The 25,211-nt window shown below is 58.2% G+C and carries 20 protein-coding genes, 1 tRNA gene and 1 pseudogene; 12 read left to right on the plus strand and 10 right to left on the minus strand.

Annotated elements, in window-relative coordinates; genetic code table 11:
- Nucleotides 1-16 precede the first annotated feature (16 nt).
- Complete coding sequence (locus CENDO_RS00175) at nucleotides 17-1,066, plus strand: ABC transporter permease (protein ID WP_136140239.1); 1,050 nt, start codon at nucleotides 17-19, stop codon at nucleotides 1,064-1,066.
- Nucleotides 1,067-1,177: 111 nt separating this feature from the next.
- Here CENDO_RS00175 and crgA read toward each other — a convergent pair whose 3' ends face one another.
- The 8 genes from crgA to CENDO_RS00220 form a co-directional block, all read right to left on the minus strand.
- The gene (gene crgA, locus CENDO_RS00180; protein WP_136140240.1) at nucleotides 1,178-1,450 is read right to left on the minus strand and encodes a cell division protein CrgA; all 273 of its coding nucleotides are present in this window, start codon (nucleotides 1,448-1,450) and stop codon (nucleotides 1,178-1,180) included.
- A 112-nt stretch (nucleotides 1,451-1,562) separates the two neighbouring features.
- Nucleotides 1,563-3,686 carry a Stk1 family PASTA domain-containing Ser/Thr kinase gene (pknB, locus tag CENDO_RS00185; protein WP_136140241.1) on the minus strand — a complete coding sequence of 708 codons (2,124 nt, stop codon included), beginning with the start codon at nucleotides 3,684-3,686 and terminating at the stop codon, nucleotides 1,563-1,565.
- Between the two features lie 6 nt (nucleotides 3,687-3,692).
- A complete protein-coding gene (locus tag CENDO_RS00190; RefSeq protein WP_136140242.1) occupies nucleotides 3,693-5,237 on the minus strand; it encodes a serine/threonine-protein kinase in 1,545 nt (514 codons plus the stop codon).
- Between the two features lie 3 nt (nucleotides 5,238-5,240).
- On the minus strand, nucleotides 5,241-6,686 hold the full coding sequence (locus CENDO_RS00195) for a penicillin-binding transpeptidase domain-containing protein (RefSeq protein ID WP_136140243.1): 1,446 nt from the start codon (nucleotides 6,684-6,686) through the stop codon (nucleotides 5,241-5,243).
- The gene (locus CENDO_RS00200; protein WP_136140244.1) at nucleotides 6,687-8,069 is read right to left on the minus strand and encodes an FtsW/RodA/SpoVE family cell cycle protein; all 1,383 of its coding nucleotides are present in this window, start codon (nucleotides 8,067-8,069) and stop codon (nucleotides 6,687-6,689) included.
- A complete protein-coding gene (locus tag CENDO_RS11400; protein WP_168707143.1) occupies nucleotides 8,070-9,839 on the minus strand; it encodes a PP2C family protein-serine/threonine phosphatase in 1,770 nt (589 codons plus the stop codon). It abuts the gene before it with no gap.
- Between the two features lie 3 nt (nucleotides 9,840-9,842).
- A complete protein-coding gene (locus CENDO_RS00215) occupies nucleotides 9,843-10,304 on the minus strand; it encodes an FHA domain-containing protein FhaB/FipA (RefSeq protein ID WP_136140246.1) in 462 nt (153 codons plus the stop codon).
- Nucleotides 10,305-10,336: 32 nt separating this feature from the next.
- Nucleotides 10,337-11,188, minus strand: a complete 852-nt coding sequence (locus CENDO_RS00220; protein WP_136140247.1) for an FHA domain-containing protein — start codon at nucleotides 11,186-11,188, stop codon at nucleotides 10,337-10,339.
- Nucleotides 11,189-11,471: 283 nt separating this feature from the next.
- Between CENDO_RS00220 and CENDO_RS00225 the strand changes: the two genes are divergently transcribed.
- Nucleotides 11,472-11,556 (plus strand) — tRNA-Leu (locus tag CENDO_RS00225).
- 243 nt (nucleotides 11,557-11,799) lie between these two features.
- A pseudogene (locus tag CENDO_RS11405) lies at nucleotides 11,800-12,099 on the plus strand (IS1/IS1595 family N-terminal zinc-binding domain-containing protein); the annotation flags it as partial.
- Nucleotides 12,100-12,171: 72 nt separating this feature from the next.
- Here CENDO_RS11405 and CENDO_RS00230 read toward each other — a convergent pair.
- Complete coding sequence (locus CENDO_RS00230; RefSeq protein ID WP_168707144.1) at nucleotides 12,172-12,999, minus strand: trypsin-like serine protease; 828 nt, start codon at nucleotides 12,997-12,999, stop codon at nucleotides 12,172-12,174.
- A 188-nt stretch (nucleotides 13,000-13,187) separates the two neighbouring features.
- Between CENDO_RS00230 and CENDO_RS00235 the strand changes: the two genes are divergently transcribed.
- The 7 genes from CENDO_RS00235 to CENDO_RS00265 all read left to right on the plus strand — a co-directional run bounded on the left by CENDO_RS00235 (nucleotide 13,188) and on the right by CENDO_RS00265 (nucleotide 21,471).
- The gene (locus CENDO_RS00235; RefSeq protein WP_136140249.1) at nucleotides 13,188-14,873 is read left to right on the plus strand and encodes an LGFP repeat-containing protein; all 1,686 of its coding nucleotides are present in this window, start codon (nucleotides 13,188-13,190) and stop codon (nucleotides 14,871-14,873) included.
- A gap of 17 nt (nucleotides 14,874-14,890) precedes the next feature.
- On the plus strand, nucleotides 14,891-15,391 hold the full coding sequence (locus CENDO_RS11245; RefSeq protein ID WP_246014308.1) for a hypothetical protein: 501 nt from the start codon (nucleotides 14,891-14,893) through the stop codon (nucleotides 15,389-15,391).
- Between the two features lie 77 nt (nucleotides 15,392-15,468).
- Nucleotides 15,469-16,803: an IS256 family transposase gene (locus tag CENDO_RS00245; RefSeq protein WP_210726543.1), complete on the plus strand. Its 1,335-nt coding sequence runs from the start codon at nucleotides 15,469-15,471 to the stop codon at nucleotides 16,801-16,803.
- A 326-nt stretch (nucleotides 16,804-17,129) separates the two neighbouring features.
- Nucleotides 17,130-17,498 (plus strand): SdpI family protein, encoded by a 369-nt coding sequence (locus CENDO_RS00250; RefSeq protein WP_136140251.1) that lies wholly within the window; start codon nucleotides 17,130-17,132, stop codon nucleotides 17,496-17,498.
- A gap of 749 nt (nucleotides 17,499-18,247) precedes the next feature.
- On the plus strand, nucleotides 18,248-19,852 hold the full coding sequence (gene istA, locus CENDO_RS00255; RefSeq protein WP_136140252.1) for an IS21 family transposase: 1,605 nt from the start codon (nucleotides 18,248-18,250) through the stop codon (nucleotides 19,850-19,852).
- A 3-nt stretch (nucleotides 19,853-19,855) separates the two neighbouring features.
- Nucleotides 19,856-20,623: an ATP-binding protein gene (locus tag CENDO_RS00260; protein WP_136140253.1), complete on the plus strand. Its 768-nt coding sequence runs from the start codon at nucleotides 19,856-19,858 to the stop codon at nucleotides 20,621-20,623.
- A gap of 605 nt (nucleotides 20,624-21,228) precedes the next feature.
- The gene (locus CENDO_RS00265) at nucleotides 21,229-21,471 is read left to right on the plus strand and encodes a hypothetical protein (RefSeq protein ID WP_136140254.1); all 243 of its coding nucleotides are present in this window, start codon (nucleotides 21,229-21,231) and stop codon (nucleotides 21,469-21,471) included.
- A gap of 160 nt (nucleotides 21,472-21,631) precedes the next feature.
- On the opposite strand, the gene CENDO_RS00270 is transcribed toward CENDO_RS00265, so the two are convergent.
- The gene (locus CENDO_RS00270; RefSeq protein WP_136140255.1) at nucleotides 21,632-23,014 is read right to left on the minus strand and encodes an RNA-binding domain-containing protein; all 1,383 of its coding nucleotides are present in this window, start codon (nucleotides 23,012-23,014) and stop codon (nucleotides 21,632-21,634) included.
- A 228-nt stretch (nucleotides 23,015-23,242) separates the two neighbouring features.
- Here CENDO_RS00270 and CENDO_RS00275 point away from each other — a divergent pair, with 228 nt between their 5' ends.
- Together CENDO_RS00275 and CENDO_RS00280 are read left to right on the plus strand one after the other, a co-directional pair.
- Complete coding sequence (locus CENDO_RS00275; protein ID WP_136140256.1) at nucleotides 23,243-24,556, plus strand: magnesium transporter MgtE N-terminal domain-containing protein; 1,314 nt, start codon at nucleotides 23,243-23,245, stop codon at nucleotides 24,554-24,556.
- 3 nt (nucleotides 24,557-24,559) lie between these two features.
- Nucleotides 24,560-25,126: a DUF1003 domain-containing protein gene (locus tag CENDO_RS00280; protein WP_136140257.1), complete on the plus strand. Its 567-nt coding sequence runs from the start codon at nucleotides 24,560-24,562 to the stop codon at nucleotides 25,124-25,126.
- Nucleotides 25,127-25,211 lie beyond the last annotated feature (85 nt).

The raw sequence follows: 25,211 nt of genomic DNA on the forward strand, positions 1-25,211 counted from the left end.
GAAAGGCCCGCTGCTTATGTCCGAATCCCGTAAACAGGGCACCGAACCGATCCACGAATTCACGCCTAAGAAGAAAAAGCTCGTCCGCCTGCTGGCGCTCAACATTGGCCTGGGCGCCATCCTGGTGGGCATGCTGCTGCTGTTTATCATGCCTTCCCTCAAATCCGGCCCGCACGAGCTGCCGGTTGGCGTGGTGGGCCAGGATGCGGTTGCCAGGACGGAAGCGGTGCTTAACGCTTCCGACCCTGAGGGCTACGTGGTCACCGGTTATGATTCCGCGGCGGCGCTGGATGAGGCCATCCACACCCGTGAGGTTATGGGCGGCTTTGATTACTCCCGCGCGGGTGAGCTGCGCGTGGCTGTGGCGTCCGCAGGGTCCACGGCGGTCTCCGGGACCCTGACCCAGATGGGGCAGGAGGTTGCGGCACAGGCTCAGCTTGAGCCGGTGGTGGACGATGTGGTGGCCCTTCCGGCCGCCGATAAAACCGGCACCGGCATCGGTGGACTGGCGTTTCCACTGGTCTTCGGCGGAATCGTGCCGGTGGTGGCGTTCCGCGCCCTGCTGGCCGGGCACCGCAGCTGGATCCTGGGAGGCATTGTGATCTTCTCCCTCGTTGGCGGGTTCATTGTTTCACTGGTTCTGCAGGAACTCTTTGGCTCCACCGAGGGCGTGCTGTGGCCCGTGGCCGGCGCCATGGCGCTGGGCATCGCCGCCCTGGCCGTGCCCCTGTCCGGCCTGTACGAGGCCTTTGGTTCCAAGGGATTTACCATCGCGGCGGCCAGCATGATGTTCGTGGGCAACCCGTTCGCGGGCATCGCCACGTCATCGGTGTGGCTGCCGGGCGCGGTGGCAGCCGTGGGCCAGCTGCTGCCTCCGGGTGCCGCCGGCTCACTCGTGCGAGCGGTGGCTTATTTCGACGGAAACGGCGGCGGCCAGGGTTTTTGGACGCTGAGCGCCTGGGTCGCCCTCGGCATCGTTTTGTGGGGGATCGCGCCGCTGCTGCAGACCCGCTCCGACAAGCGAGCGGCTGGCAAGGCGCCGGCAGCCGAATCCATCCACGCCTAGCCCGGCAGAGTTTTCTACTCCACCCGTGCCGCCGCCCGCGGCGGCAGGGCATAGAAAAAGCCGCCCGGCGGATCGCGGGGATCTGCCGGGCGGCTGAGGCGCTTTTGGGGGTTAGCGCCAGCCCATGGTCATCATCAGGCCGATGATGGCTAGGCCGAAGCCGATGCCGTAGTTCCATGCGCCCAGTTCGGCCATGAACGGGATGGACTCACCGGCCAGGTAGTTCACCACGATCCATGCCAGGCCCAGAATCATCAGGCCGAGCATGATGACGATGTACCACTTCGGGGTGCCTTCCGAGTTGATCTTGACCGGGGTGCGGTTCGCCGCGGAGGTTGTGGACTGCGGAACAGCAGAGCCCTGTGTGATCTTTGCTTTTGGCATGTCACTTACCTTCTTAGAAAAATACGGATATCCCGGCCAACTCTACCAGCTGACCGGGATATTCACTCAAGTCAGATGCTGAAAAGCCCAAAGCCTAAGGGCGTTTAGGGGCTTAGGGGGCAATGTCCGTCACGCCGGTTGCGTTATTGGCGAAGGTGCCAAGGTCAAACTCCCAGAGGCGGATGTCAATATTTTGGTCCTTGCGGACCGTATCCCCGGGGTTGACGGAGGCCCAGCCGATGCGGCCGTTGTCCACTACCGCGCCGGTGGGTACCGGTTCACCGACAATTAGGTTGGAGGCGTTGCCACTCCAGCCGGCCTCCTGCAGCGCGGAGAGCGCGCCCGCCTCGGTCTGCTTGAGCAGGTCGGGGGCCACGAACAGCATCCCGTTGGAGATCTGCACGCTGACGGTGGAACCGGAGTCCAATTGCTGGCCCTCGTCGGACGCGGTCACGACGCGGCCCTCCGGCTCGGTGGAATCAACCCACTCGGGGCGGGCCTCTAGCCCCACGGCCTCAAGGGTCTCCCGCGCCTGGTCGAAGTCTAGGCCCACCAGGGATGGGACGGTGACCTGTTCGCGGCCGGAGGACACGGTCACGCGGATAACGGAACCCTTAGACAGCTGTGCGCCGCCGGGCGGGTTCTGGGAAATGACCTGGCCCTCGGGCACCGTGTCAGATTCGGATTCCGCGTAGTCAGGATCCAGCTCAAGGCCGGCCTCCTCCAGCGCATCGGCGGCGTCCTGGACGCTCATGCCGGTGACATCCGGGACATCGGTGATCTCACGGCCGGAGGACACGGTCAAGGTCACGTTGGAACCGCGCTGCAGCTGGGAGCCGGGCGCGGGATTGATGCGGATGACCTCATTGCGCGGCACGTCCGGGCTGGCTTCCTGGTTGACGGTCACCAAAAGGCCCATCTTTTCAAGCTCGGCTACTACCTCGCCCCGGTCGCGGCCCTCCACCTCGGGGATGGTGATGGCCGATTGACCCTGGGAGGCCCCGTCCCCGTTGCCGAAATTGCCGGAGCCGAAGAAGTCCCAGGTGAAATACGCCACCATGCCTATGAGCAGGATCGCCAACAGTGTCGCCAGGGCCTTCAGCCACGGGCGTGCCTCATCGTCATCATCGCCGCCGGGGCGGGTGGATTGAACAGGTGCGCGGTGGGCGCCGCCGGAAGGGGTGCCGGCAGCGACTTGCGCGCCTCCGTTAGCGCCGGCACCCGCTACGGCAGCACCGGCGGCAGCGGCGGCGCCACCGGCAGCGGCCGCGGATGCCTGCGGGGGCAATGCCGTGGTTGACTGCGGCGGCAGCGTGGTGGTGGCCGGGTAGGCATCGTGATGCTCAGGATCGCCTGCGGGGGTGACATGGCTGCGGGCGGCCTCGGTCACCGCGCCGCGGGCGAGGCGCGCTAGGTCCTCACCCATCTCATACGCGGACTGGTAGCGGTCCGCCGGGTGCTTGGCCATGGCGGTGAGCACCACGGCGTCAATGTTGAGGCGCTGGGTCGGTGCCAGGGAATCATCCGTGATGCGCTCGGACGGCGGCACCGGGTCTTCCTGAACGTGCTGGTAGGCAACCGCGAAAGGGGTTTCACCCTCGAACGGAGTGGTGCCAGTGATGGCCTCGTACAATACGCAGCCCAAGGCGTAGACATCAGAGCGGGCGTCCGCAGCCTTGCCGCGTGCCTGCTCCGGGGAAAGGTATTGGGCCGTGCCAATTACGGCGGACGTCTGCGTCATGGCTGAGGTGGAATCATCCAGGGCGCGGGCGATGCCAAAGTCCATGACCTTGACCTGGCCCGTGTTGGTCAGCATGATGTTTGCGGGTTTGACGTCGCGGTGGATGATGCCCGCCTCGTGGGAGGCCTGGAGGGCGTCACACACGGGCTGGAGGATCTCCGCGGCCTCGGCGGCGGGCAGCGCGCCATCTTCGCGAACAATGTCCCGGAGCGTGCGGCCATGCACGCGCTCCATCACGATGTACGGGATGGACAATCCATCCACGTCCGCCTCGCCGGTATCGAAGACGGCCACGATATTGGGGTGGTTGAGCCTGCCGGAGTTTTGCGCCTCGCGGCGGAAGCGCTCGCGGAAGTTTACGTCACGGGCCATCTCCGGGCGGAGCATCTTCAGCGCAACGTCGCGGCCGAGGAGGGTGTCTTTAGCAGCGTAAACCTCAGACATGCCGCCTGAACCGATTACCTCAGCGAGGCTGTAACGGTCATTGATGTTCATCTGGCTTTAGGCACCTCCTTGGTCACCTGGTTGTTCGAAGGGTGGGTTGGAATCCTGCCCGCCCGTAGGGTCTTCTGGAGAGTTTACTTCCTGGGTTGGTTCAGGCACATCCGCAGGCGTTGTTGGCTGCGGCGCCTGGGTTTGCCCGGGCGCGGTGGGCTGCGGCCGGCGGGTGCTTGGCGCAGGCCCGGGCGTGGAGGTTTCCTCCTCTGGGGTGGTGGTCACCACGGACGTTTCCACCTCGGTGGTAGAGGGTGCCTCCGTCACGGTTTCCACGGTGGTGGTGGGCGCCACTTCCTCCGAGGTTTCCTCCGGCGTAGTCTCCACCCACTCCGTCACCACCGACGGTGCGGTGGATTCCGGGGAACCGGAGTCAGTACCCAAGAACCTGGTCGCCGCGTAGAACCCGGCGGCGAGAAGGGCGATCACGGATACGGCGATGAGCAGGCCCAGGCCGAAGGAGCGGCCGGCCCCGCCGGATTCTTTCTGGGCCTTTGCCCGCGCTTGGGGCCCCTGCGCGGCCCGCTGGGCCACCTCAAACCCGGCGGCCGCCCCACCCCAGCCGGGCGCGCCTTGGGGAATGGGCGCGGCCGGGTGAGCGGTGGCCGGATGGGTGACACTGCCCAGCATCTCGGTGGATGCGGAGGGGGAGGGCTCGGGCGCGGGTGCGGCCAAGGCCGCGGACTTAGGCTGTGGCGCGCGTTGGCCCAGCCGGACGGCGGAGACGGCGTTGGCCAGCTCGTTGCCGTCGGCAAAACGCGTTGCGGGATCCTTGCGCAGGGTAAAGCCGATGAGCTCGCGGGCGGGCGCGGAGACCTCGGTGGACAGGGGCTCCGCCTCCTTACTGATGTGGGCCAACGCCACGGACACGGAGGAATCCCCGGTAAATGGCCGCTTCCCGGCGAGCATCTCGTACCCCACCACGCCCAGGGAGTACACGTCAGAGGCCGGGGTTACCCGCAGGCCCTGGGCCTGCTCCGGGGAGACGTATTGGGCGGTGCCCACCACCATGCCGGTGCGGGTCAGCGGCACCGCGGCCGCGGCCTTGGCGATGCCAAAGTCCGTGATCTTGACCTGGCCGCTTTGCGTAATCAGCAGGTTGCCCGGCTTGATGTCACGGTGAACCAGGCCCATGCGGTGGATGATCGACAAACCATGGGCGGCCTGCTCCATGACGTCCAGCGCGAGGTCTTCCGTCAGCTGACCCTCACGGGCCAGCAGGTCCGCCAGCGACTCGCCGCGGACATATTCCAATGCCATGAAACAGAAGGCGTGTCCGGCCGGGTCCTGAACCTCGCGGTAGTCATACGTGCGGACCACGTTGTCAGAGTCGATGGATTCCGCAGCCTGCGCCTCGGCGCGGAAGCGGGAGAGAAACTCGGAGTTATCGCTGAACTCGGGGCGCAAGACCTTGATGGCTACCTCGCGGTCATGGGTAGCGTCATCCGCCAGCCATACCGTGGACATGCCACCGTGGCCAATGACCCATTGCAGGCGGTAATCATCACCAATGAGCTTTTGGAGAACCTCGCGATTATCGGCGGTGTTCACGGCCTACTCACCTCCAGACGCGCCGGCGTAGGCGTTCAAGATGGCGCGGCCAATGGGCGCTGAGACCTGCCCGCCGGTGGCGCTTTGACCCAGGTTGCCGCCGTTTTTCACAACCACGGCCACCGCAATGTCCTTGTTGGGATCAAAGGCCACGTACCACGTGTGTGGGGCAAGGCCCTCGCCGTGCTCCGCCGTGCCCGTCTTGGAGGCAAAGCCGTTGCCGTCATAGCCGGCCGTGTTGCGCTCGGAGGCGAACATCAGCTCACGGATGGTGCGGGCGATATCCTCATCCACCGCGCGGGAGGCCTCCTTTGGCTTGGTCTCACGGATGGTATCCATGGACGCATCCGTTACGCGGTTGACCAGGTAAGGCTCCATGCGGGAGCCGTCATTGGCGATGGCGGAGACCATGGAGGCCGCCTGCAGCGCGGACATCGCCACGTCCCGCTGGCCGATGGCGCTCTGGCCCACCGCCGCCAAATCTGTGCCCAGTTCGCCCAGGGTGCCCGCGGCGTTTTCAATGCCCAGATCGTAGCTTTGGCCCACGCCGAAGGCATCGGCGGCCTTGGCCAGCTCGTCGCCGCCGATGTCCGTGCTCATCTGCACGAACGCCGTGTTGCAGGACAGTGAGAACGCGGTGGTCAAAGTGACCTCCTGCTGCCCGCCGCAGACCTGGTTGTCATAGTTGGTCAGTTCGGTATTCGTGCCCGGAAGCGTGATGGAGTTTGCTCCTGTCAGCTTGGAATCCGGGGAGTAGCCGTTTTGCAGGCCCGCCGCCGTGGTGATGATCTTGAAGATGGATCCTGGGGGCAGCGTTTCCTGCGTGGCGTGGTTGAGCATCGGGTTGCCCGCCTGCTCCTGCAGCGCGTTCCAGTTCTCCTGGCCGTTGACCGGATCCACGATGCCTGCCGGGTTGTAGGACGGGGAGGACGCCATGGACAGGATGCGGCCGGTGGACGGCTCAATGGCCACGGCCGCGCCCTCGTACCCAGGGCCGGTGAGCTGGTCGTAAGCCAGCTGCTGCAGCGCGGGATCCACGGTGACCTCTACGTTGGCGCCATCGGGCTGCTTGCCGGTGAGCAGGTCCACCCAGTTGGTAGTAAACAGGGCCGGGTCCGTGCCGTTCAGGACCTCGTTATAAGAGGCCTCGAGCTGGGAGGCGCCGAAGTTCTGGGAGATGTAACCCGTCACGGGCCCCCACGCCGCGGAATTAACCGGGTAGGAGCGGGAGTACACGCCGTCCTCATTGGCGTTAGACTCCGCCAGCACGGTGTTCCCGGCGAAGATTTGGCCGCGGGGCACCGTCTGCAGTTCGTAGTATCCGCGCATGTTCTTGGGATTCTTAGCGTACTTATCCTCGCTAAAGCCCTGGATGATGGTCAGGTTGACCAGCAGCGCCACAATCAGCAGCAGGGCAAATAGGCTCACGCCCCTAATGGATTTATTCATCTAGCGCCCACCCCTTCCAATAGCGGATGCTGCCGGTGCGTCCTGGACGGCCGGAAACATCCCGGTCTCACCTGCACCCGGTGCGGCGTCCAGCGTCGCCGGGCGGTTAGCCGCGTTGGAAATGCGCAGGATCAGCGCCAGCAGGATGTAGTTGGCCATCAGCGAGGAACCACCGGCGGACATAAATGGGGTGGTCAAACCGGTCATTGGCAGCATCGCGGAGATGCCGCCGGTGACCACGAAGATCTGCACCGCAATGGTGAGCGCCAGGCCCGCCGCCAGCAGCTTGCCGTAGGAATCGCGCACGGCCAGCGCGGTGCGGAAGCCGCGGGAGATAAACAGGGCGAAGAGCACCAGCACGGCGCCCAGGCCAATCAGGCCGAATTCCTCGCCGATGGCGGCAAGGATGAAGTCCGTGTGGGCCACCGGAATCAGGTACGGATGACCCTCACCCAGCCCGGATCCGGAAATGCCGCCGGAGGACATGCCGAACAGCGCCTGGGAGAGCTGGAAGCCCGTGCCGTCATAGTTGGCCAGTGGGTCCATGAAATTGGTGACGCGGTCCTGGATCTTCGAAGAGATTTGGTAGACGCCAAAAGCACCGACGGCCACCAGCAACACGCCGATGATGAGCCAGGAGTTGCGGCCAGTTGCCATGTACATCATGCCCAGCACGGTGGAAAACAGCAGCAGCGCCGGACCAAAGTCATTAGAGATGCCCATGATCACAATGGCGATGAACCAGACCACCAGGATGGGTGCCAGGTCACGCAGGCGCGGCATGGACAAACCCAGGATGCGATAGCCGGCCACGGTGAACAGGGAGCGCTTCTGAGTCAGCAGCATCGCAAAGAACATTAGGAGCAGGATCTTGGAGAATTCGCCCGGCTGCAGGGAGAATGGCCCCAGCCAGATCCAGATGCGTGCCTCCACGTCCGGCGGCTGCGGCCACACTAGCGGCAGCGCCAGGAGGATCAGCCCCACCAGCCCAAGCAGGTAGGAATACCTGGTCAGGGACTTGTGGTCCCGCAAAAACACCAGGACTACGACGAACAGCGCCATGGACACCACGGTCCACAGGATCTGGCGGGAGGCCAGGGATGTGCCGTTGGCGATGTCTAGACGCGTGACCATGAGCAGGCCAATGCCGTTGAGGAGGGCGGCCACCGGCAGCAGTAACTGGTCCGCATATGGCGCCAGGAAACACAGCGCGATGTGGGCCACGGTGAACACGCCAATGAACCCGCCAACAAGGATCAACACCTGCGTATCAATGGAGTTGCCCTGCGCGAGTTCCAGCGAAATCAGGGTCACCGCAAAGATGATGGTGGCGCCGATGAGCATGAAAAGCTCGGTGGCGCGCCCAGAGAATTGCTTCGTCATTTACTTCACCTCCCGGCAGTCAATACCAGGCGAGGATAGGTACTCAGAATTCCGTTCAGCTGTGGCGGAGCTGCTAGGCGCCGCAGAACCGCTGCTGCGGCTACCCGTTTCGCGCGGCTCGCGCGTCTCGCTCGCCTCGGCGCCGTCCTGCGCGATCACCACGGAGGTCTCCCGCGCCGCGGCGGTAGGCTCTCCGGTTGGCTTTGCGGAATCCTCCGCAGCGCCATTCCCGGAGCGCCGCCCCGAGCGCTGCTCGTCCGGGTCAACCCTGGTGGCCTCCGGGCGGCAGGCCGGAAGCGCCTTATCAGACAGCTTCGCCAGCTCCGCCTGGATGGCGTTGTAATCGCCGGAGCCAATGCCGCTTAATGCGCCACGCTCAGGCTCCGGCAGGTCCGTGACCTTGAACGGCAGGTAATCCCCGGTGCACGCGGCGGGGGAGAGCTGCAGGTCACCATCGGCGTTGATGCACGCGTTCTGGTACGTGGAGTGCAGCGCGCGGCCGAAGACAGTCACGTCCACGCCCTGCTCGATGGTCAGCGCCTGCGTGTCCGCGGCCTGGGCCACGAAGTAGCGGGAATCAACGTAGGCCTTGCCGCCGAAAAGTGCGCCGAGCGCGATAACGGCTAGCACCATCAGGGCTACCACGCCCTTGAGCCAGCCGCGGCCCTTGCCGGGCCGAGCGTCGGAATCGCCACGGCCGGGGGCCGCGCCATCAGCGCTACTGCTGCCGCCTGCGGCGCCGGCGGCAGCGGCGGCCTCTTCCCGTGGCAGCTCCGCGGTATCCTGCGCGCCGCCCGGCATTATTTGCTGCGGTTTAGCTTTTCCGGCCTGGGCGCCCGGCCCGGCTCCCGCGGATCCCTCCTGCGGCGCCGCGCCATCGTGTCCCCGCAGCGTGCTCGCGCCTGCGGCGCCGGCGGCCACGCCTCCCTTGAGCGCGGCCCGGCTCAGCGCCGCGGCGCGGCTGGCGGAGGAATCGGGATGCGTTGGCTCGGGCACCTCACCGGCAATCGCGCCGGCCAGAACCGGGGTAGTGGGCAGGGAAGCAGAAACGCTAGCGGAATCCTCAACCACCTCAGCCATGACGATGGTGACGTTATCCGGGCCGCCGGAACGCAGCGCCAGCTCGATGAGCCGCTGGGTAATCTCCTGGATAGTGCCATACGCCATAGCGGACTCAATGGTGGAAGCCGTGACCGGGTCTGAAAGGCCATCGGAACACAGCAGAATCTTATCCCCGGGACGGGCGTCAAGCATGTAGAGGCTTGGTTCTACGTCCCGGCCGTTATAGGCCTTAAGAATTAAGGATTTTTGCGGATGGGAGGAAACGTCCTCCGGATCCAGGCGGCCCTCATCCACCAGTGATTGGACGAAGGTGTCATCCTTGGTGATTTGCTCCAGCTTGCCGTCACGCAGGCGGTAGCCGCGGGAGTCACCCACGTGGCACACGCCAAACTGCTTGCCGTTGAACATCAGGGAGGTCAGGGTGGTGCCCATTCCTTCCGTCTCCGGATGATCGGCAACGTGCCCCGCGATGGAGTCGTTGGCGTCATTGGCGGCCGCGCCCAGCAGCGCCAGCATGTCATTGTCTTCCGGGTCCTTGTTCAGCTTCTGCAGCTGGGTGACCATGAGCTGGGAGGCAACCTCGCCAGCGGCGTGGCCGCCCATGCCGTCCGCCAGAACCAGGACGTGCGGGCTGGCAAAAGCGGAGTCCTCATTGTTCTGACGCACCAAACCGCGGTCAGACGCCGCGGTGAAATTAAGCTTCAGCATCTCCTAAGGCACCAGCCTCACGGTAGTGCGGCCCATCTTGATATCCGTGCCCACGCCCACGCGTTCAGGCTGGTCAATGCGGATGCCGGCCACATAGGTGCCGTTTCGGGATTCAAGGTCTTCCACAAACCACGTGCTGCCGCGGCGGAACAGGCGCGCGTGCCTAGAGGATGCGTAGTCATCACCCAGGATGAAGTCACAGTCCTGCGAGCGGCCCAGCGTGAAATCCTCCAAGGAGCCCAGAGGCATGTGTGAGCCCCGCAGTGGGCCGTCCACCACGGTGATGTGGTTGGCCTGTTCGCGGCGCAGCTTGGGGGCGGCCGGTGCCAATCCGGCGCCGCTACTGGAAACCATGCCGGCGGCCTTGTTGTTGTCCCGGCGCATGGCGTTGAGAGCCACCAGAATAAACAGCCACAGCAGTACCAGCAGGCCGATGCGCAGCGCTAGCAACAATACTGAATCCATGGTGCCTCCTTAACCCTTGTATCTAATGATGCTTACTTGCCCTGGCCGGTGATGCGGACCTCGATGCTGGAGTGGCCCACGGTGATCACGTCACCATCAGCCAGCAGCCAGTTATCAATGGGCGTGTCATTGACCGTGGTGCCGTTCGTGGACTGCAGATCGGTTAGCACGGCGTTTTCACCATCCCAGGTTACTTCCGCGTGCTTCCTGGACACGCCGGTATCCGGCAGGCGCAGGTCCGCCTCATTCGAGCGGCCGATGATATTAGAACCCTCCTCCACGTGATACACGCGCGAGGATCCGTCCTGCAGCATCAGGTTAACCGCAGGGCCGGCCGCGGCCTGCTGCGCGGGCTGAGCTGGGGCAGGAACCTGCCACTGGGACGTAGCGGCTTCATCAGCAAGCCATGGGTTTGGCTCATTGGGATTAGACATGTGCTCCTCCTGTGGTGCAGGTTCTTGTGGTTCGTCAATGAAGATGGCGTCAAACCCGGTTTCCTCGGCGGGCTCATGATCAATGAAAGAGGACACGCGCAGCTGGCCGGTGCGAAGCCCGGATTCCTCAGCGATGCGAACGATGACCGGCCCGGCCACGGTCCAACCACTATTGCGGACGTAGCGGGCCATCTGGTCAGCCAGCAATTCTGGCAGGCCCGAGTCCTTGGAGAGATTCTCCAAGTCTTTAGAGGACACGCCAACGGTAAAGACGTTAGGAACGTAGATCCGTCTATCCTCACCGCGGGTGGGGTTATCCTGGATTTCCTGCTTGAGCAGCTCTTCGATTTCCGCCGGAACAACGCGCCCGCCAAAGACAAAGGCCATGCCGTTATCGAGGCCCCTTTGCATTGAGGAGTCAATCTTTGCGAGCCTGTCCATGATTCCCATGAGCGTGCACCTCCTTCCAAATGTCTCAGCCCAGCTTATGCGCCACGGCCCACCAGTGTAAGTTGTGCCCGTCGACTGTGGTTCTTCATAAAACTTCGTTCATTATAGGCGGTACTTACTCATAAAACGCACCTAGCGGTGAGATAGTTCCCTGATATCGCCCGCCTTGACCCCGCGTCAACTACACCTTTTATAGGCGTTGAACTGGCGGTTTGTTATGAATACTGGGTGACGTGCTATCTTTATTGAGTCGCTAGGGCAGCAATGCCCTAACCACCATCCAGCCCGGGTGGCGGAATTGGCAGACGCGCTGGCTTCAGGTGCCAGTGTCCTTATCGGACGTGCGGGTTCAAGTCCCGCCCCGGGCACACGGTTTCACCGGAGGAATCCACTCGCAAAGAGTGCGGTGCCTCCGGTTTCTTCGTTTTCAAGCCTGAAAGCGTGGTTAAGTAGGGGTTAAGTAGCAAAAGTGTGTCCGTTTTCAGCGTAGTCGCTGTATATGGGTATTAAATCGGTCTTGAATAGCCTTAACGAGGCTATTTGAGGCCTTTTTGTCTTCAATCCCGAGTTTCTTCAACAGATGTGCTAGCCCTGTCTTGTGTGTTAGTCGGATGAACTCAAACAGACCTCGGTGCCCGGGTTGTGCAGGAAAAATGAAGAAAAATGGCACAACAAAAGCAGGAACAACACGCTGGCGATGCACCAACCCTCACTGCCGCCAATTAACCACCAGACACCGAAGCGACGTACGCAACGTCCAAGCATTTACTGACTTCTACGAACACGTCACCAACCACACGTCACTATCAACTATTGCCAACCGTCGCGGAATTAGCCGGTGGACTCTCGATAGAAGGTTCCAGTACTTATGGCTTATCGATGTACCCAACGCCGTAGATAACAACCGAGTATGAAGTGCCCCAGATTTTCCCATCTACTCAAACGGAACAAAACCTGGGGCACTTCACTAAACCCAGGACGCTTCATGAGCTTGATAGTGAGGACATTGCAGAAGAGCTTTTTCGTGTTTCTTTATGAGTATCTGGGACATGGGTCTCAACGGTTGGATGAGTTACAGGGGGAGCATACTTAAGACCGTTTTGTGCTTTAATTTTTTCTTGAGGGGAAAGTTCCACGTTAGAGCGGATGGTTTCATGTACCCAGTCAGCCCTCGGAGGAAGGTTTGTATGCCACATGGGCCTGTCTTTTCCATCGATGCATTCTGGGTTAAATCCGCCGGCAGTGTGTACTGCGTAGAGAGTGTTGTTTTTGTAGACAGGTGCTCCTGAATCTCCGCCGCAGGATCGTGAGTCCGTTGACGATTTCCCTTTGAGCAGATCGGTATACGTAACGTTCCCAAAGTTCAGGGAGTCTACTTTTTCGGAAATCACTGTTTCCGCCGAAGAAGCATAGTCATGGGGTTGACCATAACCGGTAAGTATGGCTTGATCCCCGATCTTCAACGGCTCTGTGGCCACGGTAAATGAATCGGCATTGATTCCGTCACCGACTTTAATAAGTGCAACATCTTCAGTAGAAGACTTGGTATAGATAGCAGCGATACCTGCTACTTCACCATCTGATTGGCGGAGAAAACCATCCATAAAAGGTGAATTAGAAACACAGTGATGCGCGGTCAACCAGAAATTGTCCCCTACATAGCTTGCCGTGCAATCACGCCGAACACGTTGTTGCTGTGAGTCATCCAAACTTGGAGTTACTGACCACAAAGCCGCAATACGATTATCATTCACCGGCACAGTACTGCTTGCCTGCAATGAAGCGAAGTCATTATCTGCAGCGACAGCCACCGAAGAGCAAGCCCCTAGTGCAGTAAATGCGCAGGCTAGAGAAGAAAGACCGAGTTTAACTATTTTCATCGGTACCCCAGGAGATTAGCTAAGGAGAATTTTTTCACTTAACCAGCGTAGCCTGCCACCAGGCTATAAGCTGACCTAGTAGAACAACTCCTTGTTTCACTCTCATCTAAGGGCCGCCAATGAAAGCTCTCTCACACAAACTACTTGCTTTCGTCTCAGCAAGCTTATTAATCAGTGCCACTCCCGGCACTGCAGTCGCACAATCATCACTTCTGGGATCATCGATACGCGATGAACAACAATCAAAAATTCAAGCATCTGAAACGCCGTCTGCCGACAACGATTTTTACCCCTCTGATCACCGTGATACGGCTTCGCCACAAGTAGTCGATGGTCCATTTGCTCAGTGGGGAATCCCAACCCCTCCAGGGGCAGAAGGATATGAAGTCAACCAAGCCACAAATGAAGAGCTCAACCCGCAAGGGCTGAAAGAATGGCATCCAACTACTAATCCCAACAGTGAAGTTATTCCTGGTCAAATGCGCTCCGACAGAGAAGAAATTCCTGCCGGTTTCGACAAGACCGAAGCGGATATGGCAGAAATACGAGAGGCACAACTTGCCAACCCTGATACTCCAACGCTGAATGCTCAGCCAGGGTGTAAAGTGTATTGGCCTTCTCCTTTTGAAGTATGCGGTTTAATTAAAGAAAAATACGATAAGGTAGGCGGCCCAACTAGTTTCCTTCTTCTGCCAAAGTCTAATGAGCTGACCAATCCAGACGGAATAGGAAAGCGTTCTGAGTTTGTCAATGGATATATCTACTGGCACCCCAAAACCGGAGCACATACAGTTAGTCTCCCAGCAGCAAAAGTCTGGGAACGCCATGGCTGGGAAAAGGGCTTCCTTGGGTACCCCACTACCAGCGATATGGCTTTAGGAAACCAGTGGTTTAAACAAGACTTCCAAGGTGGACATGTTTACACCCACAATGCATTGCCGGCCACTCAGGCTAGCATCCAAGGCGCTATCTATGACAAATGGCAATCCATGGGCGCCCAAAATAGTGAACTTGGCTACCCCATCAGTGATGAGCTAACCACCCCTGACGGTGTCGGACGCTACAACGTCTTCGAGGGCGGAATGATCTACTGGACGCCGCAGCACGGAGCACATCCGGTTATGGATCCGGTGCTTCTTGATTGGTCTGCAGCAGGATATGAGAAAAGCTCTTACGGATTCCCCATAGGAGATCCGAAAGAAGAAGAGGATTTTGTTTCTCAGAATTTTGAGGGAGGAACACTAAAGTCTATTAAACGAGAGGGTCTACCAGGGGGTTCTCTAATAGGTGTTACTCCTTATTTGGAATTTTCTAGTCCTGCTCTAGCAGCAGAGTTTTTTGACCGTGTCGAAGCTGGATTGGAAGAGCTCCCCTTGGAAGATGCGATAAGCCTTCAAGCAGCGGGAAAGCGCTATGGCCCTTGTGAGCTGTCATTGGATAATCCGCACAATCGGAAAAGTTCAGATTTTAAAGCCGTGGGGTTCAAGCCACATACGAAGTGCAAAGAAAAGGTATTGAGCGTGACCCACGTTAATACATTGCGCTATAAGTACTATGCATGGTGGAAAAAAGCACCTGATTTAAGGGGCGGCACAGATAATAAACCGTATTATAAATTCGATAAAAAAGAGAATCTTCCACATAGGTACACCTCGCGTGAAGTGGAACAAGATTGCGTTGGAGACGTCGAAACCTCATTTATTGGGGTAACTGAAGGAACAATTGTTACCTCAACGGGAACTTATTATGCGAGGGCATATAGTAATCCGGCTCGCGTTGAATGTAAGATTCCTGGCAACCTTTAAAAGATGGGGCTCGGTTAGTGCATATATCTAATATTTATCTCGCCTACGTCAAACGCTTCCTTCTAGACTCGCATGGTAGTGCAATCCAGGGTAGTGCAATCCAGGTTTTTGCAGGTGCCAGTTTTGATGAACAAGAGGTCCTCAGATGGATTGCTGAAGGGAAAAAAGTAGACCATGATATCTGGTACGAGAAAATTCCGATAGAGAATGCTTCCCATTCTCTCAGTTCGCCTAGTGAGGTATTAGTTTATTTCGATGGGTGTTCTTTTAACGAAGGGTGGGAACGTGATTTCCAGTGGACAGATCCAGTAGGCCGTAGAGCCCTTATCCCCGAAAAGTTTAATGGAGTTGTACGCCCCCAACCTGAGACAGAAGGAGTGCTACGGGAAGACGGATATGTAGGTGATAATTACTATCTGTGGAGAGTTCCTTGCCCATGGAAAAGCCGCTACCTTTTAGCTCCGTTCCAGGAAAAGAGTAATGAGTACATTGACTATGGACGTCCATTTACGGTTTGAGCGTAATTAACGAGGGTGTCAGATGGTTTGTGTGTGGGAATCTATCCCGCATAAGGAGATGAGCCAGAATGACAACTATGGCACGACGAGATCCGGCTGATAAGGCCAAAATTGACGCGATTGAGAAAAAGCTTTTAGCCAACCCCGAGATCGCCAAGCTTATTGATCAGCTTGGAACCTCCACAACAGACGCAAACGACCTGGTCAGAGGCATGTTGCAAGCCTCTATCACGCGGGGGTTGGAAGCCGAGATGGACGCTCACCTGGGATACCAGGTGGGTGACCGGGATGGTAAAGCCGCTGCTGGTACGGACAATTACCGCAACGGCTCGTATCCAAAGACTGTTGATTCTAACTACGGGCCGGTCACCGTAGATATCCCCAGGGACAGGGCCGGGACCTATATCCCAACCATGGTCCCTAAAGGGTCCAGGCGTTTAACAGACGTCGATGACATGATCGTTAGCCTGTATGCCGGCGGAATGACCATCCGCGATATCCAGCATCACCTGGCCACTGCGATGCGAGTCGATATTTCTCATGAAACCATCTCCGCGATCACCGACGCTGTGCTTGACGAGGTCATGATCTGGCAAAACCGCCAGCTTGACGAGTTCTACCCCGTCATCTTCCTCGATGCGCTACGCATTAAAGTCCGTGACGGCGGCCGAGTGGTCAACAAATCCGCCTACATGGCCATCGGGGTGGACATCGACGGTGTTAAGCATATTCTGGGTTTGTGGATTGCCAAAGAAGAAGGCGCATCGTTGTGGGCGCAGGTATGCTCCAACCTTGCTAACCGCGGCGTACGTGATGTGTTTATCGTCTGCTGTGACGGGCTTAAAGGCCTGCCTGAGGCTATTGAGGCAACCTGGCCAGGCTCAATGGTCCAAACCTGTGTAGTGCATCTGATTCGGGCTGCTAACCGCTGGGTGTCCTACGGTGACCGTAAAGCAGTATCAGCCGCGCTCAAAAAGGTCTACACTGCCCCAGATGAATCCAGTGCTGCTGCAGCCTTGGCAGATTTTGAGGCCTCTGAGCTTGGCGAGAAATACCCAAGGTCAGTCAAGGTCTGGCAGGACGCGTGGGAGCGGTTTGTGCCGTTTTTGCAGTTCCCGCCGGCAGCCAGGAAAGTCATCTATACGACTAATTCCATCGAATCGTTGAACAACGAGTTGCGTAAAGCCACCCGTAACAGGGTGCAGTTTACTAACGATGAATCAGCGCTGAAGACGCTGTGGTTGATGATCTGCAACATTGAAGACAAACGCGCTGCTCGTCGCGATAAAGAAGGAAAACGCGCCTCAGCAACCGCCGGCAGGCTCGTTGAAGGCGCACGAGTTGCTGGATGGAAACAAGCCATCAACCAAATGGCTGTAGCCTACCCCGAGCGCTTCGACCTATATCTATAAGAAATCAACCCCACACACAAACAACTTGACACGCTCACATCAGCAGCAGGAACAACACGCTGGCGATGTACCAGGGCTTATCAGTTATCGTTGATCACGATCGGCGGGTTGACAATCTACCTGTGAACAACGATTTTCCACCCTGCTTTGCAGAGTCCCGATAGTAGCCGCCGTCCCGAAACAGAGGGCGACGAAAGTGACACGAACTACGAACCGGAAAATCCAGAAAAAGTAAAAGATGGAACTTTAGTTCCTAATCAGGCATAACTGCCATTAGAGACAACCCCCAATGCATAAACTGCTGATCACCTAAGTGAAGGAGAGACATGCTTACTACCGCTTTTTACATACTCATAGTCTTTAGTGTTCTTGGGGTCTTGTGCTTTTTCATCGCCAAGGAATCACCGAAAGGTCAATTCAAATCAATTTCTTATAACCGTCTACCTGGGATTATGACTGCGAATACGCTAAGTTCACGTGAGGCTTGGATCGCGGCTCACAAATCTATGTCGCCATATTTCTTGTTGCTTGCCGTGTACTTCAGCTTGTGTGCGGCAGTAAATCTGATTCTGGTGTGGGAAGACGTTGCCGTAAACCAGCAAGCGATTTTCGTGGGTTCGTTGGTGGTCGGCATCGCAATTTTTGGACTTTTGGTTTTTCTTGGAGACCGTGTTGCCGCTCAGCACAACAAATAAAGAAGCGGTCAATAGACAAGCACTGCTACGAATGCCCGGTTGAGCTAAAGCAACAGCATTAGGTCTTTTCGTCGCAGTTCTCACAGCCATCGCAACAGCAATTCCAGTTACGGCAAGGGCTCAGGACCGCTCAGGATTAAGCAGTGCTCAAGAACACTTGTCGAGCCTGGGAAGCTCCCTTCCGGTAGTTTCAGAAAAGCTATTGCCTGCTTTTGAAACGATCTATCGAAATTCCCAGGGGTTTGGGTACCTAGTTTCACCTGATGTATTGGTCCCCGGTTCGGCTATCCGCAACGTCGATTCTGGACAAATGTGTTCAGCAGGATGGTTCTTTGATTCTCCATCCGGCATGGTCTTGTCTACTGCCGGGCATTGTGGAGTGGAGGGAAACTCATTTGTCTTTGTCGACGCCAAGGGCGTTGAACGACAAGTTGGGGCAGTAGTTTATTCCGGCTACAAGGGCAAAGCTGACCTAGGTGTCAATGATTATGCATTGATTAAGGTCGATGATCCCGTATTAGTTGGATCTTTCGTTCCACTTGATCCAAACATTGTGCCTGTGGAGTGGCAAGCTCGACAGCAGTCATCATTGTGCCGAATCGGGGTAGTTGGTACCGCGATTCCGCGTAGTTGGTACTGGTCTTTCCGGAAAGGCGGTACTAGGGCAGGGAAATGAGTGATGTTTAACAGTGGCGGCATTGCAATCCTGTGATGCCGTGACTGGTTACTCATTTCGAAGGAGGGCCGTTATGGCCAACTTCAAAGAGATCATGGCTTTGTGTGTGGAAGGCAAAAGCTATGGTCAGATTGCGGCAGCTCTTGGATGCTCCCGCAGGGATATTTCCCGTGTACAGGCGATTATCCGCGACCAGGGCATCGATAAGGAGCGCTTCGAATCATTGTCCCCGCAGTGGTTTGCTGATGTATTCGATGATGGTCGCGCATCTCGTAGTAAGGCTTATGACCAGCCTGATTTTGCGGCCATGGCCAAGCGTCTTGGCCACAACAAGCATTTGACTCGGCATAAACTCTGGTTGGACTACATTTCCACTGAGTGTGCCCCAGAGCTGGAGAAGTATCAGTACTCGCAGTTCTGCCATCATTTCTCGGGTTTTATCCGGGCCAATGACCTGCGTGATGTCATTGAGCATGCACCCGGCCAAGAACTTTACGTGGACTGGGCCGGCGACAAGATTGCCATCATCGATCAAGCCAGTGGTCATGTGGCGTTGAAGGCATCGCTGTTTCTAGCTGTGTGTCCATACTCGGGGCTGCTGTTTGCTACCGCTGCGGAGAATGAAAAGATGCCAGCGTGGCTTGAGTGTCACGTCAAAGCATTGAACTATCTGGGCAAGCTTCCGGCAATCATTGTCCCCGATAATGCTTCGACTGCCACCTACCGGCCGAAGCGCCATCAGTCCTATCGTGCTGTCACGGCTCGTTATGCCGATTTCGCTGACTTCTATGACCTGGTCATTGTTCCTACCAGGCCGGGAAAGCCTAAGGACAAAGCTGCAGTCGAGCGTGCTGTCCAGATTGCCTATAGCCGCATCCTGGGCTACTTCGATGGTGAAGTCTTCTATAGCCTCGATGAGCTCAATGAGGCGATTGCCGATCGGGTCGAAGATATCAACTGTGTGCTCACGCGTGCGGATGGAACAACCAGGCGCCAACGCTTTGACACCCATGAAGCACCGGTGATGCGCGAACTTCCCGCGCAGGCCTTTACGGAAGTGGTGTGGCGCTCACCTAAAGTCGATCGAAACTGGCACGTGTGCTGCGACTATCAGTACTACTCCGTGCCGTATGAGCTCGTCGGGAAAGTCTTGCGTGCACGGCTGACTACCACAACTGTCAGCCTGTTTGATGGCGACGAGTTAGTTGCTGAGCACGATAGGCTCCATGGCTTCCGCTACCGCTATTCCACCAACCATGCTCACGGCCCGCAGGGCAGTGACGACACTGTGGACGTGTTGACCCGTGATGAACTGCTCAAGTGGGCGAGTTCTTTTGGTCCGAATACGGTCAAGGTGATTACCACCATCTTGGATAACAACGCCGCGTCAATCCCTCGAGGACTTTCCTTGGCACGCAATGTGTTGGCCAACCTGGGGCGCAGGCACGACAAGACCAGCCTGGAACCAGCCTGTGCTGTGGTGGTGGGAAAGAAGCTGGCGGCGAACTTCGCGGTGATCAAACGCATCCAAGCTGACATTGGCCACAACCGGCAGGCGGTGCCACAACAGTCGCCTGCATCGTCATATCCGCAGGTCGTTGACATCACCAATATGAAAGATGCGGTGTTTATCCGCCCTGCCAGCCACTTCAACGACGTGGAATGGGAGGAGGCCTAACCCATGATCGAAATCAGTGACACCAACCGCGCGAAGCTTCGCGCCTTGCGCCTATCGACTTTCGCTGACGTCTACTTCGAACTCCTCAACGATGAGGCATACGAAGACAGCCTTCCTGAAGACATCTTCTTTCTTGCTGTCGACCAAGCACTAGAGTCACGCCGGCAGCGGCAGATCGAAAAAGCCATTGCTGCAGCAGGATTTGCCTACCCACACGCCAGTTTGGCCGAGGTCATTAACCCTGAAGCACGAGGAATTAGCGAACGCCAGCTTAAACGGTATGCCGCGACGAACTGGCGTGAACATCCCAACAATGTGCACATCTACGCCCCGACGGGCACAGGCAAGACCTACCTTGCCTGTGCCATCGGAATCGCAGCCTGCCACGCCGGCTACAGCGTGGCCTACTTCCGACTCGATCAGCTCGTTGCCAAGCTAGCGGCCTATTCGCCCACCGATGATCAATACACAGCACTGATGCGCAAACTGATCAACATCGACGTCCTCATCATCGATGATTTCTGCACCATCAGCGTGGATCTACGCGGACAAGAAGACCTGACCAAGATCGTAATCGAACGAGACGGCCGACTCCCCACCATCATCGCATCACAATCAACAGCCGCCTACTGGGTCGAAGTCTTACCCAGCAGAATCGGAGCCGAGTCCCTAGTCAGCCGCCTTAACAATGGCCGCAGACTCAAAATCGGTGACTTCGACATGCGCCGACACCTCGCAAAGGAGGCTGCAGCAGCCCAAGACACTGACTAACCCCTAGACCCCAACCAACACCAAGCGCCGGCCGCACACACTCAAGCGACCGGCGCTTGTCAGTACCAACAACCCGGAAAACCGCAGTACCACCTCACCGGAATGCAAGTACCATCAACCCGCTCCTGGCAATCATTGGAATATTCACGGTTCGATGGCATATGCGGGCTTGGGTTTCGTTCTGGGCTGTCATGTGGCCCTTTTAGTCACGTTGGCCATGACGGTGAACTCTTTTTCCGTCGCATTAGCGATAGCGGTGACTCAGGGGGACCTGTATTTGGTATCGAAGGAAACACCCTGATTCCACTTGGGCTAGATTCGGCGGGGCGTGACGAGGACGCCACGTTATCGCTTAATCAGGCGTTGGATTCGATGGTGAATGCTCATGATGTTGAACTGTTTCTGGACGATCAAAAGAACTAACTGGGCGGTGTTCGGGGCTCTGAAAAACGTGCGGCACGAACAAAAGATTCGAGCGAAGTCTAAGGGGAGATGGCGTTGGCGATTCTCATTGGTCAATTAGTTGCGATAGTCGTGCTTGTGCTTGTCGCTTGGGGAATTACGGTAAGAAGTACCCCCGTGCATCTGAAGGCGATGGCTACCAGATGAACGTCTTGGCGGCGAATGATGCAACGTCCTGCGATGTGGCTTCTGATGTCTTTAACCAGGTCACAGACGGCATGCATCCCGGCGATGATTCCGTGTGGGACAAGTCGGGCAGCTCTGTCAGCGTGCCTGGCCGGGGCACAGGCCAGCCGATGCGCTTCGACTGTGAAGAAGAAGGCAACATTCTTGCCTGCCGAAGCAACGATGGCGGTGCGGTTTTCATGTACCAGCAAGGCCGTTAAATCGGCGCCTCATCGCCTGGAAAAGCTACTCGAAAATTTTTCAAGTAGCTTTCGAGTAGCCCCAAACTCGCAGTTCAACACCCGTGATTCGCGTTTCGAGTATTTTCGAGTACTTTTCGAGTACCCACATATCGCCGTCCAGCACTCACCGCCCTCTACATTACAGCCTGTCGGGAACCGACCACGTAGCCCGTGGATCGCGGGGCGAATTGCCATTCCACAAGATGATCTTTGCATCACGCAGGGCCTGCAACGCTTTTCGTGCCGACGGCACGCTGACGTCAATGCTGTCAGCGACTTGACGGGTGCTCATTGGGATAGCAGATTTTTGCAGTGCTTCCAGCACGGCCTCGGAATGAGCAGGAAGCTCTGAAAGCTGTTCGTTGGACAGTCGTCGGACAGCCTGAAGGGTCAACACAACCGAACCATGAGTCTGTTGGTAGACAGGATCCAGGAAGCCAACCGATCGCATTTCCCGGAAGATACGGCGGATGCCTTCGCCTAGCTCCTGGCCAATGCGTAACTCACAGGCGACGCGGGCAATGTGAGGGTTACGTGCAAAACGCGCAATGGATTCCGGGTTGCGGGGATCCGCCAAACCCGGGAAACGACCGGGGCTACTAATGACAATCTTGTCGGGGAAAATTTCGAACCGGATGTGGTCGCCAGAAATGCTATATGAACGGTGAATTACGGCATTGACTAGGCCCTCCAGCCAGGCGTCGGGAGGAATCATTGTTTCTTCAATGAACTTGCCGTTGTCGCCCAAACGGGTAACCCGGGGAAGCATTGACAGAATCGCAGTTCGGGCAGATTCCAGCTGTTCAGGAAGTGTTCCTTCAAACCTTTTATCGTCGAGCAGCTGCTGGTAGCGGCCTGGTAAGCGGTCAGGTTCAGCAAATTTCAACACACGAATATGGGCATTGGGGAATCGTTGTGGCACTTCCGTGCCAAAGAGTAGGTGGCTGGCGACGGTCGGTGTGCCATTGTGGCTCATGAGTCCGCGGGCCCTTAAAGCGTCGATGCCGGAAGTTGAGCCGATCATATACGCATAACTGTCGACATCCGTGGAATTGAGATCGGCTAAAGAGGTTCCGGCCACTGGCTGTGCGTCAAAGAGCTGTTCGCCCTTTGAATAACGCAATTCTAGGATTTCGTCTGGGCCTAATGAATGCGATTGGTCTCCAACCCGCAGGAAACATTCACCGTCGACGCGGTAGTGCACGCGTTCCGACGCTTGGATGTGGAAGCAATAAAGCTGGGCAGGATTGCCGTTTGCGTGGGTGGTTTCGATGACTGAAACATCGCACCGCACAGTAGGGTCTGTAAATTCGATCGGTGTTTGGCGAAGCTTATTGTCAAGCGTGGCTGATGCCTGACCTTCGACTTTTCGGTCTTTGATGCCGACGACGATCATTCCGCCTTCTGCATTTGCGAACGCGATGATTGCCTTTGCCAGGTCCTTTTGTTGGATGCCAAAGGCTTTTCGCTCAAACCACTGGTCTTCTGGCCGGTTGAGCATTTCTTCCACGCTGAAATCCATGGCGTTATTCTACTCGAAAATTTTTCAAGTAGCTTTCGAGTGCTTTCGAGTAGCCCCAAACCCGCAGTTCAACACGCGTGATTCGCGTTTCGAGTATTTTCGAGTAGCTTTCGAGTACCCGCCAAGCACCCACCAAGCGCCCACCGAACCCCCTCTGCCGCCCCAAGCCCCCGCGCGAAAACCCCGTGATAAGCGATATGACCCCGCGTTGCATTACCCTTGGGACTTATGAGTGAAATGCGCGTGTTCGCTGGCCGCCTGGCCGGCATGGTTGTCCTAGGCCCGGACGGTGAGTTCGTGGGCCGCGTCCGCGACCTTGTCCTTACTATCTATGATGACAAAGCCACGGCGCTGGGTTTGGTCCTCGAACTGGCCACCAAGCGCAAGATTTTCCTGCCGATGGGCCGCATCGCCACCATCAACCCCGGCGAGCTGACCACCACCAGTTCCTCGGTGAACATGCGCCCGTTTAAGGCCCGTTCCGGCGAGCTGTCCCTGATGGATGACCTCATCGGCGCCAAGGTGCACACGGATGACCCGGAGCATGAGGATCTGCACGGCAAGGTCGTGGAGATTGTGGACGTGGAGTTGGAGCGCGGCCGCACCCGCGATTGGCGCGTGCGCCGCGTGGCGGTGGCCCAGCGTGGCCGCCTGGGGCGCAAGACCAAACTGGAGATCATCCACCTCAACCACATCCAGGGCCTGCACGCGTCCGGCACCGGCCAGGTCAATCAGGATGCGGAGCTGCTGGCATCCTTCAAAGAGATGCGCAACGCGGACGTGGCATCCACCTTGCAGGATCTCTCCGACGACCGCCGAAACAAGATCGCCTCGGAGTTGGATGATGAGCGCCTCGCGGACGTCCTGGCGGAGCTGCCGGAGGATGACCAGGCGGACATCTTGAGCCACCTCGATATCGAGCGCGCCGCGGACGTGCTGGAGGAAATGGACCCGGATGACGCGGCGGACGTCCTGGCGGAGCTGCCCGATGATACCTCTGACGTGCTCTTGGATCTGATGGATCCGGAAGAATCCGAGCCGGTTCGCCGTCTGATGAACTTCTCCCCGGATACCGTGGGCGCGCTGATGACCCCGGAGCCAATCATCCTGACCCCGCAGTCCACCGTGGCCGAGGCCCTGGCGCACGCCCGCAACCCGGAGCTGCCCACGTCCCTGGCCTCCATGATCTTCGTGGTCCGCCCGCCACAGGCCACCCCAACGGGTACTTACCTTGGTTGCGTTCACCTGCAGAAACTCCTGCGTGAACCGCCGTCAACCCTGGTGGGCGGCATCCTGGACCTTGAGTTGCCGGCGCTTTACGCCGAGGATTCCCAGGAAACCGCCGCGCGCTACTTCGCCACCTACAATCTGGTCTGCGGGCCGGTGCTGGATGGTGAAAAGCACCTGCTGGGCGCGGTGGCCGTGGATGATCTTTTGGATCACCTGCTGCCGGAGGATTGGCGCCAGCAGGATTGGCGCGTCGACCAGCCGGCCTCGGCTTCGGCCCAGACCCCAGCCCCAGCAGCACGAAAGGAGGCCTAAGCCGTGGCATCGAATTACAAGAAGTCTGAGCTGGATACCCCGGTACAGTCCGTCAAGCGCAAGCGCTTCAACCTGGATGGAGACGCGGTGGGCCGCTACGCGGAGCGCATCGCGCGCTTCCTGGGCACCGGCAAGTACTTGGCGTATCAGACCGTGTTCGTGGTGGTCTGGGTCCTGTTGAACCTGCTCATGGTCAAAAACGCGTGGGATCCGTACCCATTCATCCTGCTGAACCTGGCCTTTTCCACGCAGGCGGCCTATGCGGCACCGCTCATCCTTTTGGCCCAGAACCGCCAGGATGACCGTGACCGCTTGTCCTTGGACTTGGACCGCCAGCGCGCGGCGGAGACCAAGGCGGATACGGAATTCCTGGCGCGCGAACTGGCCGGCGTGCGCATGTCCGTGGGTGAGACCGTGACCCGTGACTACCTGCGCCGCGAGCTTGGTGAACTCACTGAGCTGATTCAGCGCATTGAGGACAAGCTTGAGGACCGCGTATACGATCAGCGCACCCAAGATCTTTCCCAGGAGCCCACCGCGGATAGCGATCCGTCGAAGCCGGCGGGTTAAGGCGGCTTAGTCACCCGCCCACCGGCCTTGAGTTTTTAACCTTCCAACACACGCCGTTGACAGAGCGTGCCGAGACCCTGTGCAT

Source organism: Corynebacterium endometrii, assembly GCF_004795735.1.
In the GTDB taxonomy this organism is placed as follows: domain Bacteria; phylum Actinomycetota; class Actinomycetes; order Mycobacteriales; family Mycobacteriaceae; genus Corynebacterium; species Corynebacterium endometrii.